Annotated in this window: 14 protein-coding genes; 9 read left to right on the top strand and 5 right to left on the bottom strand. The window is 40.3% G+C overall.

Annotation, left to right across the window (positions count from 1 at the left end; all coding sequences use genetic code 11):
• Positions 1-50: 50 nt before the first annotated feature.
• The 4 genes from AC1XUO_RS14400 to AC1XUO_RS14385 all read left to right on the top strand — a co-directional run bounded on the left by AC1XUO_RS14400 (position 51) and on the right by AC1XUO_RS14385 (position 4,124).
• On the top strand, positions 51-584 hold the full coding sequence (locus AC1XUO_RS14400; RefSeq protein WP_483330519.1) for a low molecular weight protein-tyrosine-phosphatase: 534 nt from the start codon (positions 51-53) through the stop codon (positions 582-584).
• 26 nt (positions 585-610) lie between these two features.
• Complete coding sequence (gpmI, locus tag AC1XUO_RS14395; RefSeq protein ID WP_483330518.1) at positions 611-2,143, top strand: 2,3-bisphosphoglycerate-independent phosphoglycerate mutase; 1,533 nt, start codon at positions 611-613, stop codon at positions 2,141-2,143.
• 115 nt (positions 2,144-2,258) lie between these two features.
• The gene (locus tag AC1XUO_RS14390) at positions 2,259-2,858 is read left to right on the top strand and encodes a hypothetical protein (protein ID WP_483330517.1); all 600 of its coding nucleotides are present in this window, start codon (positions 2,259-2,261) and stop codon (positions 2,856-2,858) included.
• Between the two features lie 309 nt (positions 2,859-3,167).
• Positions 3,168-4,124, top strand: coding sequence for a hypothetical protein (locus AC1XUO_RS14385; protein WP_483330516.1), 957 nt, complete (start codon positions 3,168-3,170; stop codon positions 4,122-4,124).
• 86 nt (positions 4,125-4,210) lie between these two features.
• Here AC1XUO_RS14385 and AC1XUO_RS14380 read toward each other — a convergent pair whose 3' ends face one another.
• The 4 genes from AC1XUO_RS14380 to AC1XUO_RS14365 all read right to left on the bottom strand — a co-directional run bounded on the left by AC1XUO_RS14380 (position 4,211) and on the right by AC1XUO_RS14365 (position 7,821).
• Positions 4,211-5,101 carry a polyphosphate kinase 2 family protein gene (locus AC1XUO_RS14380; protein WP_483330515.1) on the bottom strand — a complete coding sequence of 297 codons (891 nt, stop codon included), beginning with the start codon at positions 5,099-5,101 and terminating at the stop codon, positions 4,211-4,213.
• Between the two features lie 77 nt (positions 5,102-5,178).
• Positions 5,179-5,754 carry an RdgB/HAM1 family non-canonical purine NTP pyrophosphatase gene (rdgB, locus tag AC1XUO_RS14375; protein WP_483330514.1) on the bottom strand — a complete coding sequence of 192 codons (576 nt, stop codon included), beginning with the start codon at positions 5,752-5,754 and terminating at the stop codon, positions 5,179-5,181.
• An 80-nt stretch (positions 5,755-5,834) separates the two neighbouring features.
• Positions 5,835-6,740, bottom strand: a complete 906-nt coding sequence (locus AC1XUO_RS14370; RefSeq protein ID WP_483330513.1) for an FKBP-type peptidyl-prolyl cis-trans isomerase — start codon at positions 6,738-6,740, stop codon at positions 5,835-5,837.
• Between the two features lie 46 nt (positions 6,741-6,786).
• The gene (locus AC1XUO_RS14365) at positions 6,787-7,821 is read right to left on the bottom strand and encodes a DHH family phosphoesterase (RefSeq protein WP_483330512.1); all 1,035 of its coding nucleotides are present in this window, start codon (positions 7,819-7,821) and stop codon (positions 6,787-6,789) included.
• A 202-nt stretch (positions 7,822-8,023) separates the two neighbouring features.
• Here AC1XUO_RS14365 and AC1XUO_RS14360 point away from each other — a divergent pair, with 202 nt between their 5' ends.
• Positions 8,024-8,443, top strand: a complete 420-nt coding sequence (locus tag AC1XUO_RS14360) for a nucleoside-diphosphate kinase (protein ID WP_235151868.1) — start codon at positions 8,024-8,026, stop codon at positions 8,441-8,443.
• 75 nt (positions 8,444-8,518) lie between these two features.
• Here AC1XUO_RS14360 and AC1XUO_RS14355 read toward each other — a convergent pair whose 3' ends face one another.
• Positions 8,519-9,049, bottom strand: coding sequence for a fasciclin domain-containing protein (locus AC1XUO_RS14355; RefSeq protein ID WP_483330511.1), 531 nt, complete (start codon positions 9,047-9,049; stop codon positions 8,519-8,521).
• A gap of 94 nt (positions 9,050-9,143) precedes the next feature.
• Here AC1XUO_RS14355 and AC1XUO_RS14350 point away from each other — a divergent pair, with 94 nt between their 5' ends.
• From AC1XUO_RS14350 to AC1XUO_RS14335, 4 genes are all read left to right on the top strand, one after another.
• On the top strand, positions 9,144-9,779 hold the full coding sequence (locus tag AC1XUO_RS14350; RefSeq protein ID WP_235151870.1) for a 3-keto-disaccharide hydrolase: 636 nt from the start codon (positions 9,144-9,146) through the stop codon (positions 9,777-9,779).
• Positions 9,780-10,003: 224 nt separating this feature from the next.
• A complete protein-coding gene (locus tag AC1XUO_RS14345; RefSeq protein ID WP_483330510.1) occupies positions 10,004-11,449 on the top strand; it encodes a histidine kinase in 1,446 nt (481 codons plus the stop codon).
• Between the two features lie 63 nt (positions 11,450-11,512).
• The gene (locus AC1XUO_RS14340; RefSeq protein WP_483330509.1) at positions 11,513-12,295 is read left to right on the top strand and encodes a LytR/AlgR family response regulator transcription factor; all 783 of its coding nucleotides are present in this window, start codon (positions 11,513-11,515) and stop codon (positions 12,293-12,295) included.
• 321 nt (positions 12,296-12,616) lie between these two features.
• The gene (locus tag AC1XUO_RS14335) at positions 12,617-13,369 is read left to right on the top strand and encodes an isoprenyl transferase (RefSeq protein WP_483330508.1); all 753 of its coding nucleotides are present in this window, start codon (positions 12,617-12,619) and stop codon (positions 13,367-13,369) included.
• Positions 13,370-13,375: the final 6 nt, after the last annotated feature.

Raw genomic sequence — 13,375 nt, 5'->3', positions numbered from 1 at the left:
GACTCGCCGGTATCGCTGTTCACTCTTAAACTGTTTATTACCGCCTCACTTTGATTAACGTACTTTTTGTTTGTTTAGGTAATATTTGCCGTTCCCCGATTGCGGAAGGCGTTTTTAAAGATCTTGTCAAAGAAAAAGGACTGGATCATCTGATTCACTGCGATTCCGCAGGAACAGGAGCCTACCATATCGGAAGCTTGGCCGATAAACGTATGCGAACCGTTGCTTCGGCTAACGGTGTCACGCTTACACACAAGGCAAGACAATTATCCTTCGAGGATTTTATCAATTTCAATTATATTGTTGCCATGGACGAGACCAATTTCGAAAATATTCGGAAGGAAAGCTTTCGTGCGCACGGATTTTATTTGCCCGAAGATCAGTTATATTTATACAGAATGTTTGATCCCGAGCGCGGAGAAGCAGTTATTGTTCCGGATCCTTATTACGAGGACCTTTTTGCATTTGATAATGTATTCGAAATTGTAAAAAGATGCGGTACTACGTTTCTGGATTTTTTGATTGAAAAACACAATCTGGCTGACAGGCTCATACCCGTGTCGGATTCAGATTTAGAAATATAAAGGTTGAATTTTAAACAAGTAATACATTGGGAAAGAAAGTAATTCTTATCATCATGGACGGCTGGGGAATTGCCAAAGCCGGAGAGGAAAATCGTTCAGCAATTCTGGCTGCCAGTACTCCGTTTTATGACAGCCTCTTAACAAAATATCCGCATAGCAAACTGGAAGCAAGCGGCCTTGCCGTGGGTCTGCCGGACGGGCAAATGGGAAACTCGGAAGTAGGTCATACCAATCTTGGAGCCGGGCGTGTGGTATACCAGGATCTTGTAAAAATAAATTTAGCTGTTTCGTCGGGAACATTAGCCAACGAACCGGTATTAGCGGAGGCGTTGACCTTTGCAAAAGAAAATAACAGAAAGGTACACTTCATCGGACTGGTTTCTGATGGTGGTGTGCATTCACATATTGACCACGTAAAAGGTCTTTGTAAAATCGCCGCGGATAAAGGTTTAAGCAATGTTTTTGTTCATGCTTTTACCGATGGCCGTGATACTGATCCAAAAAGCGGTTTGGCTTTCCTAACGGAATTGCAGGAAACAATGGCAGTTACTACCGGAAAAATTGCCAGTGTGACCGGGCGCTATTACGCTATGGACCGGGATAAGCGTTGGGAGCGTGTCAAGCTCGCTTATGATGCCATGGTTCATGGTGAAGGAAAACACGTAAATGCTGGCGGGATACTCAGCGCGATTGAAGAATCCTACGAAGAAGGCGTTACCGACGAATTTATTCAGCCGATTATTGCAACAAATGCTGACGGTACGCCGCTGGCTTTGATTGAAGAAAATGACGTTGTTTTGTGTTTTAATTTCCGTACCGACCGTGGTCGTGAAATTACGGAAGCCCTTACGCAGCAGGATTTCCACGAGCAGAATATGCATAAGTTGAACCTGCGTTACATTACGATGACAAATTACGACGACACTTTTAAAGGTGTTTCTGTCATTTTTGATAAAGACAATCTGAACAACACTTTGGGAGAAGTTTTGGAAGGTGCCGGTAAAAAACAAATCCGTATTGCTGAAACTGAAAAATATCCACACGTAACATTCTTCTTTTCGGGTGGACGTGAAAAGCCGTTTGAAGGAGAAAGTCGTCTGTTAAGCCCTTCTCCAAAAGTAGCAACTTACGATCTTCAACCGGAAATGTCCGCGTATGGTCTTCGAGATCTGATCGTTCCTGAATTGGTTAAAGAAGAGGTAGATTTTGTTTGTCTGAATTTTGCTAATGCTGATATGGTGGGTCATACAGGTGTTTTTGAAGCGGCTGTAAAAGCATGTGAAACCGTTGATCAGTGTGTTCGGTCTGTGGTTACAACAGGTTTGGAACATGGATATACTTCGATCATCATCGCGGATCATGGAAATTCTGACTATATGGCCAATGATGATGGATCACCAAACACAGCCCACTCGCTAAATCTGGTTCCATGTATTTTGGTTGATAATGATTACCAAAAGCCAATTAAAAACGGGAAATTGGCCGATATGGCTCCAACGATCCTGGAACTGATGGGTATCGCAAAACCAGCAGAAATGACTGGTGAAAGCATTTTGTAAACTATACAAGTACAAAAGGTGTTAGTTTTGTCAGAGAGTCTGGTTCAGACTCTCTGATTTTTTATAAGGGTTTCCCTATCGTAATCCATCACGGTCTAATGCTGTTGTTAAAAATATGAATACCAGGTATAAATGCGCTGTTTTATTGTCTTCTGTCAAAATCTTTTCTTTCCTGTTCTTTTTATTTCTGATGGGATGTGATCAGCCCGAGGAAAAATCGACTGAGATAAAAGTTTATTATGATTTGAAAGGTTTTATTGAAACAAAAATTAGCTCTCTTTCCATACAAAAACCGACAGTAGATAAAACAATGCGCGTTTCTGGCAATAATGAAAGCCGGTCGACCCGTCAAATTGACTGGAAAAAGGAGCTGGAATTATTTGTTCAGGCTGATATTAATAAACCCGCTTACAGCAAAAGTTACGCAATTAGTAAACCTGATTCTCTTACTACGGTATATACATTGAAAACGGAGGAGAATATTCCGGTAAAATGTGTCATGATTCGGATGGATAAGAACACCGGAGATCCTGTTTTAATCAAAGCGTTACTGCGATCAGAGAATAAGTTGTATCAATCTGAAAAAAATATTGAACTTCATTGCAGCGGTAGTGCCGAGTCATGGCAGTTAACGTCTTATTCTATAAGCGGATATCAAAAATTGGCAACGATGGATAAAAAGGACTTCTACATCAATGCGAACGTGAGATACTAAGAATTTTCAGGCGTAACATTTTGTCCTATTTTGCCCTACTTTGTGTATGGGCACCACAAATTTTTGAAGTATAATTTAGTGACATATTTGATGTCTAAGAATTCTAAATATTATTGTCAGAATGTACGATATCTCTTAAAATACGCTATTTCAGCGTATTTTTTATTTTTGTAGAACTAGCTTTTAAGGATTTGTAACGTTTAAAGCAGACACTTCCTCGATGAGGAATGATATTGGTGAGTTTTATATTAGAGTTTAACTGAAATCTAGATAAATCAAACTTTACACAATTTAATAAACCTATTCTCAATGCAATCACAACCAGAACAACAAAAAAACAAGCAGACTATAGCATGGGCAATGGTCGTTGTCCTAGGTCTTGCGACAGCCATGTTTGGCTATCTTTTCACCACACAAAAAAATGAATTGACCCAGCAGGAATCAATGGTCGTAGAAAAAGCCAGGGAATTGGCACTTACTAAAACCAAACTTGATTCTATTTCAACTGTACTTGATGCGAAAATCGCAGAGATTGAAAAATTAGGCGGAGATGTGTCAGAACTTACGAAGGTTAAAGAACAACTTGAAAAAGATAAACTGGCATTCGGAAGAAGCAACAAGGTCGAAACACGTAAATACCTAGCGAAAATCAAAGAATACGAGAAGTTCCTTGCTGAAAAAGATGAGGTTATCGCGCAGCTAAGATTGGAAAACGAGCAATTGACTGCTTCAAATGACTCGCTTAGCACACATGTCGGAACATTGACAAATGAGCGTCAGAGATTGGTACAGCGTCAGGCTGAGTTAACGGATTCAGTTGTAACTTTTACAGCTGCCAACAGAGAACTTTCTGCGAAGGTTAGTCAGGCTGCGGCTTTAAAAGCACAAAATATCAAAGTTCTTACTGTAAATTCAAGAGGTAAAACGAAGGATAAAGAAGAATATAAAGCGAAACGTGTTGATAAATTAAAACTAACTTTCAACCTTCCTGAAAACGCGCTTACTGCACAAGAATCAAAAGATATTTACTTAAGAGTTCTTGATCCTCAGGGAGCAGTCGTTGCTGACGATGCAACAGGTTCGGGCGAGTTTGAAGTTGACGGAGCTCCATCGAAGTTCACAGCACGTGAATCGATTGCTTACCAAAACAACAATCAAAAAGTAGAGATGCTTTATGATAATGCTCAGCTTCGTCCGGGAAAATATAGTGTTGAACTTTTTTCAGAAGGATATAAAATCGGTGGAACTAACTTCACTATCAAGTAATAACTCTGACAGTGTTTTAGCTTAACAATAAAAAATGGAGTTTGACAATGGTCAGACTCCATTTTTTATTGATTCAAACACCACATTTATTTTTCATTTTGATCCCTGATGATCTGAATGAAGCGCTGCAACTCTGCTGCCCGTTCAGGACTTACCTCAGGATAATTCATATCCATTTTCTTCAGTTCTTCGACAATAATTTCACCAACAATCAGCCTCGTATTCTTTTTATCGTCAGCGGGAATAACAAACCAGGGCGATTTTTTCGTCGCAGTCTCATTAATAGCATCCTGATAGGCTTGTTGATACTCATCCCATTTGTCCCTAACCTTCACGTCCTGCTCTTCAAATTTCCAGTTTTTATTCGGATCCTCAATACGCTCTATTAACCGATCAGCCTGTTCTTTTTTTGAAACGTTTAAAAAGAACTTGATCACCCGGATCCCGTTTCTGTATAGATACTTTTCAAGGTTTTTGATATCAGTATAACGTTTTTCCCAAACCTTGTCAAGGTCCTGGGTAAGTTCAGCGGGTAGTCGTTGTGAAGTGGTCAGGATTTCAGGATCAACTTTGACAACCAGCACTTCCTCATAATAACTCCGGTTAAAAATTGTAATCGTCCCACGCTGCGGCAGTACGTTATTTGTTCTCCACAGGAAATCATGGCTCAGCTCAGTCTCTGTCGGGCGTTTGAATGAGTGAATTTTGACGCCTACGGGATTAACGCCTGAAAGAACGTGTTTGATGGTTCCGTCTTTTCCGGCGGCGTCCATAGCCTGAAAAATTATAAGCAACCCATATCGGTTATGAGCGTACATTTTACTTTGAAGTTCATCAAGTTGCTTGACAAACTCTGCCAGCATTGATTCATATTCAGCTTTGTCATCATAAATATCTTTGAAAGTTGTAACGGCTTTCTTGATATCGAATTTTTCGGTACCGTCAATACGGAATGTCCCCGATTTGAAATTAGACATGTTCCTGGATTTAGTTAATGAAATGACTTATAAATAAGACTCTCAATTTACGATTTTTCGCTTCCAGGTCAAGAGATCTATAAATTTAGCAGATACTGTTTCAATTTTTCAAATGCTCGCCCTCTATGGCTTAACTCGCTTTTTTCCTGCATTGTCATTTCTGCAAAAGTTCTGGTATGGCCTTCCGGAATAAAAATAGGGTTGTAACCAAAACCATGATTTCCTCTTTTCTCCATCGAGATCGAACCTTCGATAATCCCCTCAAACTGACGAAATTCTCCATCCAGCACAAGCGTAATTACGCAGATAAATCGTGCAGCCAAATTTTCTTTACCTTCCAGATTTCTTAAAAGCATATCCATATTGGCATTTGCATCCCGCGCTGGTCCGCCATAATAGGCTGAATGAACACCCGGTTCTCCGTCAAGTGCGTCCACTTCAAGTCCCGAATCATCTGCGAAACAATTGATGTGATAATTTTTCCAAACGTATTCAGCTTTCTCAAAAGAATTTTCAGGAATTGTGTCATGCGTTTCCGGAATTTCTTCGTCACATCCAATTTCCCGAAGTGTTGTCAATGAAAATGAATCGCCCAGCAGATCCTGAATCTCTTCTAATTTGTGGGCGTTATTGGTTGCAAAACAAAGTTTCATAATCCGTAAAGTTTTTGATAATCAACAAAAAACGGCTACATCCAGAAGAGGCAGCCGTTTTTTTAATTTATTTTTTAAAATTATCTTGCTGGTGCCGGTGTTGGAGCAGCAGCTGGTTTAGCACCTTTTGTAAAGTCTAACAATTCAACGTCAAACAACAACACTGAGTTGCCAGGAATCGCTCCCGGAGAACCATCAACACCGTAAGCCAATCCTGATGGAATGATCAAAGTACGTTTTCCGCCTTTTTTCATCAACATAATTCCTTCTTCCCAGCCTGGAATAACCATACCAACACCAACCTGGAAATCGATTGGTTTGCCTTGCGTTTTCGAACTGTCAAATACTTTTCCGTCCAAAAGTTTACCGGTGTAGTGAACTTTCACATTATCGCCTTGTGATGGATTTTCACCTGTGCCAACAACATCGTCGATATAATAAAGACCTGATGCAGTATGTTGTGCTTTTGCCGTCAGGTTATTTTTTGTAAGATATTCCTGAATTACTTTTTCGTCGATTGCTTTTTGTTTCACGCCAGCTTCTGACTGTTGTTTCTGGAATTCCTCAGAAGTAAGAACGCTCAAAACCTTCACAGTAAAAGTGATTTCTGAACCTTTTTTAATCATCGGAGGCAACGGCTGCATCATTTTTGCAAACAAAGTATCTGCATTGATGAAGAATTTAGCACTGTCGCCTGTTGCAAGCATAGCCAAACCTTCTTCGAAACTTCCTTTGAAAGGAGGCGCCTGAAGAACAAGTTTCACCGGCGTCTTTTCCTTGTAAGTATCACGAAGTGTCGAGTCAGCTCCGTTTTTAAGCACCAGATGAAATGACATAATATCACCAAGTTTTGCTTTACGTGCCTCGTCGTCGTGTTCAAAAATCTGATATTTCAAACCCGTATCAGTCACTTTTGTCTTATACTTGTCGCAGGCTGTTGCGAGAATAGTTATGCCTAGTACACAACCGATTGTTTTAAGATTCATTGGAATGTATTAATTAAAAAATATTTATGTGAATATTATAATAGGATTAGTCAACCTGTAAAAGTTCGTCCTTATATTTTGGAAGAATGGATAAAAATAATTCAACAGTTTCATTGATCGACGTTTCAGTTCTCCCGCCGGAAGCATTTCTGTGTCCGCCGCCATTGAAATAAGTACTGGAAACATCCCTGACAGAAAATTCACCGACTGATCGGAAAGATATTTTCACCTCACCTTTTCTTTCAATAAATAAAGCTGACATCACGACATTTTCCACTTGCAAACCATAGTTTACGATGCCTTCTGTTTCGCCGGTGCTGGAATTGAACCGTTGTAATTCCGCCTCGGTAAGTACCATATAGGCAGTACGATATTCTGGCAATACAGTTAGTTTCTGCGACAAAACATATCCCAAAAACTGTAATCGGGAAAGTGGCGAATTATCATAAATTAATCTGTGAACTCTGCTTGAATCAAATCCCGTACGCATCAGATCGGCAACAGCCAAATGCACAGCAGAAGTTACATTTCCATGTCGAAAAGAACCTGTATCCGTCATAATGCCGGCATAAAGACATTCTGCCATTGGAATATCAAAAATATCCGTCGTTGGGACATCTCCTTCAATTTCCTTTATTAACGCATAAACGAGCTGAGCTGTTGCGGCTGCGCCGGTATCCCAGATCATCCATTTTGCAAAATGTTCAGGCTCTAAATGATGATCAATCATTAATTTTGGAGCCTTCGCCTCCTGAACAACTTTTCCAAGATCTTTTAAACGGGACAATGCGGAAAAATCAAGACAGCAAATTAGCGTAGCTTCGTCAATTTTTCTTTTTGCTTTTCCCATCTCACCAGATTTTTCATACACCATTACCTCGCTCATTCCGGGAAGCCAGCGAAGATTTGCGGCATAATCGGTTGGGCTGATAACAGTGACAGAATGGCCTTTTCTGGATAAATAACTTCCCCACCCAAGCGAAGAACCCAACGCGTCAGCGTCAGGATCCCTATGCATCGTGATGACGATTTTTTGAGGAGTAGACAGAAAAGCGACAAGCTCTTCAATGGTTTGATTCACAGTTATTTAATTCAAAAAGAAAATTTGGACCGGGCATTTAGATGACAAAATTAACAAAACTGTTGGGATTTGTTTAATGTTGGGTACGAAAGGCTTATTCTGCGATCAATGTTTTTAGGATGAAACGAGGTTCCCGGCAGAATTGATGGCTATATAAAATGAAAATTGTAGTTTTGCATCCAAATAAATTATAGCAAACTGTATGTCAACCAATAAAACCTTCACGATGATCAAACCTGATGCCGTATTAGACGGAAATTCGGGTGCAATTATCAAAATGATTGAAGCTGCCGGATTCCGCGTGGTAGCTTTGAAGAAAACGCAATTGACTCCGGAGCGTGCGGGAGAATTTTATGCAGTACATAAAGAAAGACCTTTTTATAACGATTTATGTGCATACATGTCGTCAGGACCCATCGTTCCGATGATTCTTGAAAAAGAAAATGCTGTGGCGGATTTCCGTACTTTGATCGGTGCAACCAATCCTGCAAATGCTGAGGATGGAACGATCCGTAAATTGTTTGCAAAATCAATTGAAGCCAACGCAATTCATGGTTCTGATTCTGATGAAAACGCTCAAATTGAAGGAAACTTCTTTTTCGCACATACAGAACAGTTCTAAAAATCGAATTGTTAAAAAAGTAAATAGCCTTGTGTCATCGACATAAGGCTATTTACTTTTTTAACAGAACAAAATTTATTTTATCGTTGCCAGTGGCTTGTTCACGACCTGAATGGTCCCGTTATCTGCATTGACATTTTTTGTGATGATGTTAATGCTTTGATTATTGTTGAAATATACGGTAGAGTCGGAAGTTGGGCTCTTTCTAATCGTTATAGTATAACGGCTGTCAAAGCTTTTATTAATACCCATTGGGAGTGATGTATATTGATAGTTTGCACCAAGCAAATGTCTGAAAACAAAAGCTCTGGCAGAGTCGGCCTTAAGAGCTAAAACTGCCGAACTTGTTACTCCTGATGCTACAAATGCCGCGTTATTAGGAGCGAAAAGTGTAAGATTTTCAGTTCTTAACGCATCACCCATATCTAGTCCAAGAATTATTTCGCTAAGCGTTGAAAACTCGCTGTTTTGCATGATAACATCCGTGATTGTTTTCGGCTTAACGATATCTTCATCATTTTCTTTGCAGCATGTTACGATGCTGGTAAATACGATAACGGACAAAAAAATTGCCATGTAACGCCCTATAAAGTTGATTTTTTTCATAGCTTCGAATCGGTTTAATTTTTGTAAAACTAATTGAAAATGTAGTTTGGTGAATTTTTAAACTGAAATTTTTTAATCCTAACCCCAAGACAACATGTTAAAGTTTAAGTTTTTGGCCGCATGCTGTGCGGTAATTCTGTTCACAAGTTCTGCCTTTCTCGTTATTCGGGAAGACAGAAATGTAACTAAAAAGAAGACGGTAAAATTGTTCAACGGTAAAGATTTAACCGGTTGGAAAATCAATGGTACTGAAAAATGGTATGCCGAAAAAGGCGAGCTGATCTGTGAAAGTGGCCCTGATAAAGAATATGGCTACCTGACTACGGACAAATTTTACAAAGATTTTGACCTGTCTCTGAAATTCAAGCAGGAGGCAAACGGAAACAGCGGCGTATTTTTCCGGTCAACAGTTGAAGGAACAAAGGTAGCCGGATGGCAGGTTGAGGTTGCGCCGCCGAATCATGATACGGGTGGTGTTTACGAATCTTATGGCCGCGAATGGCTGGTGAAAATTCCTGACGAAAAAGAAGGCTTCCTTAAAATGGGCGAATGGAATACATTGAGAATCCGTGTGGTTGGTCCAAAAGTGCAAACCTGGTTAAACGGAAACGCAATGGTTGATTTTGATGATGCAAAAATTGGTGCTGCAAATGGCTCAATCGCGCTACAGATTCACTCAGGCGGCGGTATCAAAGTTCGTTGGAAAGATTTAATCCTGGAAGAATTGTAGCATTCTGATTATACATTCATTTTCATAGTTCCGAAGTTCATGCTGCATTATAATGCAGTTCGTCGGAATTCAATAACATAAGGGCTTCATGGCTGATAGATTTGTGTCAACAAAGACATATTGTATCAGCTATGAAGTTTTTTATTATATGTATTTTCTGATAATGGAAAAACGACAGATGCTTTCTAAGTAAATTAATTTTGACCGAGCGTTGGTAATCATTTATGGAAGACAAAAAAAAGCCTTTGCGGATGACGGGCACTTCGCTTGAAGGAAGAGATTTTAGTAATATGGATCTGGAAGGAGCTGATTTTAGCTTTTCCAGTCTGGAAGGAATAAATTTTGACGGATCGAATTTGCGTAACGCGAAAATTCGTTTTTCCACACTTGAAAAAGCCACGTTTCGAAATGCCGACCTAAGGAACGCTGATATGAGTTTCAGCAGTCTGACAGACACTGACATGACCGGTGCGCAAATTGAAGGTGCAAATTTCAGTTTTTCTTCCCAAGGCAAATCTTTTAACTGGCAGGATTTGAAACTGATCGGTATGATCCAGAGCCAGAGTTGGGTCGGAACGCTCGTTGCGGTGATCATTGGCGCACTGATGTTATACGGAACAAGCGCGATTTTATATTTCACGCTAGAAATCGCATATACTTCGGATCCTGTACGTGTTCAGCTCAACCAGTATATCATCGCTCAAAATATTATTGGCGGCATATTTACTGTCCTGATCGTTCAGCACATGGGTGGTTGGCTTGATACAATGACGGAGAAAATTTTTCTGCGCCATCTGACACTTAGTTTAATTATTTTGTGTAGCTATTTGGGGTTATCGGCCGGGATGTATTATGGTATTGGACATAAGATATTTGGAGCACTGAGTATTCAATATCCAATGGAAGTTGCTCAGAATAGCGCCTGGTATTGGTATACGATTGGGCCCATTATTGTTGCAAATGTGTTTTATTATATCGCCCGGCAGGGAAGCCAGTTGTCCCGGAAAATATCAGATCAGGAATTTCAGCTCCTGAACCTTGAAAAGATGAAAACCCGTGCTGAGCTGGACGCATTGCAAGCGAGGATTAATCCTCACTTTTTATATAATGCGCTCAACAGTATCGCCAGCCTCGTGCATGAGGATCCTGACAGAGCCGAGGAAATGACGCTGCTGTTATCCAAACTTTTCCGCTATACCACGGGTCGGAAAAACCGGGATTATTTTGACACGATCGACAATGAACTGGAAATGGTACAAACGTATCTGCAAGTTGAAAAGGTACGATTTGGAGACAGGTTGCAATTTGAAGTAGCAGTGACAAATCCCGAACTGAAAAATCTTCAGGTACCGAAATTTATTTTGCAACCTATTGTTGAAAATGCGATTAAACACGGAATCGCAAAACTGGCGGATCAGGGAAAAATCGTTGTGAAAATATATGAGGAGGAGGGTTGGCTGCATCTTTGTGTTCATGACAATGGCCCGTTGTTTGCCGATACCATGGGAGCAGGGTACGGAATACGCAGCATTCAGGAAAAGCTAAAACTCTTATATGCTGACGACGCCAAACTTGAACTGCATAACGAACCTGGCAAATCAGTCAATATTTCAATCTTGAAAGCTGTTATCGAAAAAGCCGCAGAGCACACTGAACAGACCGGAATTTAGGGTTCAGCATGTAAAATAATTGTTAATTCCACACATCGTTTTGTTACGAAATATTACTAGAAAATGAATTTCCCTCTTAAAACAATTTTGATCGACGACGAGCCTTTGGCACTAAGTCGGCTTAAACGATTGCTTGTAAAACACGAGGATACTTTTGTCATTGTGGCCGAAGCAAAAAACGGTGCAGAAGGTTTGCTGGAAATTGATAAACACAATCCGGATGTGATCTTTCTGGATATTGAAATGCCTCTTTTGAATGGTTTTGAAATGTTATCAAAATTAACCAAAATGCCACTGGTCGTATTTTCAACTGCTTACGACCAGTATGCGATCAGGGCTTTTGAGGAAAATTCGGTTGATTATTTATTGAAGCCGGTTGAAAATGATCGCCTTTTAAAAACAATCGAAAAGATCAGGAACATTCTTCATGCAGGTTTCAAAACCGGAGAAAGCCATAATCCTTATTCCGACAATCTTTTACGTCTGCTGGAAGAGATGAAACCTAAAAAGGAAATATTTTCCTTATCGGTTAAATCGGGTGACAAAATTTTGCTTATTCCGCTTACGGAGATTACACATTTCGAGGCTGAGGAAAAGTATGTTTTCCTGAATACCCTGGACGGGCAAAAATATCTCCTCAACTACACATTGACTTCGCTGGAAGAAAAACTGCCTGCTCATTATCTGCGCATCAGCCGGGCAGGCATTGTCAATTCGCATCACATCAAGGAAATTCAGAAACATTTTAATGGCAAATACGTCGTTGTCATGCGGGATAAGAAGGTATCCCAACTGCAAAGCGGAAGTACTTACGGTGAAGTAATTCGCCATCTTCTTGATAATTAATAACCTTGCAACCGGGTGAGCTGTTTAAATATTGATTTTGAAGACGGCCTACTTATTCCTAAATTGCGCCCTTGTTAAAATCCGACGTTTGAGTTATTGCTTTAATGTGCTGTTTATCAGTATATTTATGTTCTTAACTGAAAATTTTGTTGTTGAATATTAATATTTTTCGACACAATCGTGTGAGAATCTGCGTACCGGAAGGGAGCAGATAGGATACAATGCACGTCGAATTTGAAAAAACATCAAATAGAATTTATAAGATCGGCGTATAATGGTTCGTTTGTTTTTGTTAAAAAAGGTTAAAAGAGTTCAGATATAATGAAAGAACTCATTGATTCGGGCAATCTGCCGAAGCACATAGCCGTTATCATGGATGGTAACGGCCGGTGGGCACAGAACCAGGGAGCCGCACGTGTTTTCGGTCATCGTAACGCGATAAAGGCAGTAAGAGAGGTTACCGAAGGTTGCGCAGAGCTCGGAGTTTCCTATCTGACGCTTTACGCATTTTCAACGGAAAACTGGGCTCGTCCTCAGTTTGAAGTTCGCGCTTTAATGGAATTACTGGTACAGTCTATCCGAAATGAGCTTCCAACCATGCAGAAAAACAATGTGCGTTTGGATACCATTGGTGATATGGCAAGCTTGCCGGGGAGTTGTCAGAATCAACTTGCCGAAGCGATCGAAGCTACCCGTCAAAATACAGGGCTTAACCTTATTCTCGCACTGGGTTACAGTGGAAAATGGGACATTTTGCAGGCGACAAGAAAAATCGCGGCGGAAGTACAAAACGGAAATATTAAGCCGGAAGACATCAACGAAACTTTGTTGAATAAAAATCTTTCCACAGAAGACAGGCCGGAAGTGGATCTGATGTTACGGACTGGTGGCGACCACCGGATAAGTAATTTCCTGTTGTGGCAGCTCGCATATGCGGAGTTGTATTTTTATGAAGACCTTTTTTGGCCCGATTTCCGCAAGGATCATCTTTATCAGGCAATTTTGGCATACCAGAAAACGGAGCGACGTTTTGGTAAAACCGGTGAACAAGTAAAAGCGAATGGAGCTAAGTAGAATTAT

It is taken from the genome of Dyadobacter sp. HNCC25DJ186 (assembly GCF_056895235.1).
The sequence above is the reverse complement of the archived record's forward strand: the minus strand, read 5'-3'. Positions and strand labels throughout refer to the sequence as shown.

Bases quoted from the DNA above. Each gene is read 5' to 3' on its own strand.
- AC1XUO_RS14390 (WP_483330517.1), top strand. From the start codon at position 2,259: ATGAATACCAGGTATAAATGCGCTGTTTTATTGTCTTCTGTCAAAATC.
- AC1XUO_RS14385 (WP_483330516.1), top strand. From the start codon at position 3,168: ATGCAATCACAACCAGAACAACAAAAAAACAAGCAGACTATAGCATGG.
- AC1XUO_RS14380 (WP_483330515.1), bottom strand. From the start codon at position 5,101: ATGTCTAATTTCAAATCGGGGACATTCCGTATTGACGGTACCGAAAAA.
- rdgB (WP_483330514.1), bottom strand. From the start codon at position 5,754: ATGAAACTTTGTTTTGCAACCAATAACGCCCACAAATTAGAAGAGATT.
- AC1XUO_RS14370 (WP_483330513.1), bottom strand. From the start codon at position 6,740: ATGAATCTTAAAACAATCGGTTGTGTACTAGGCATAACTATTCTCGCA.
- AC1XUO_RS14360 (WP_235151868.1), top strand. From the start codon at position 8,024: ATGTCAACCAATAAAACCTTCACGATGATCAAACCTGATGCCGTATTA.
- AC1XUO_RS14355 (WP_483330511.1), bottom strand. From the start codon at position 9,049: ATGAAAAAAATCAACTTTATAGGGCGTTACATGGCAATTTTTTTGTCC.
- AC1XUO_RS14350 (WP_235151870.1), top strand. From the start codon at position 9,144: ATGTTAAAGTTTAAGTTTTTGGCCGCATGCTGTGCGGTAATTCTGTTC.
- AC1XUO_RS14345 (WP_483330510.1), top strand. From the start codon at position 10,004: ATGGAAGACAAAAAAAAGCCTTTGCGGATGACGGGCACTTCGCTTGAA.
- AC1XUO_RS14340 (WP_483330509.1), top strand. From the start codon at position 11,513: ATGAATTTCCCTCTTAAAACAATTTTGATCGACGACGAGCCTTTGGCA.
- AC1XUO_RS14335 (WP_483330508.1), top strand. From the start codon at position 12,617: ATGAAAGAACTCATTGATTCGGGCAATCTGCCGAAGCACATAGCCGTT.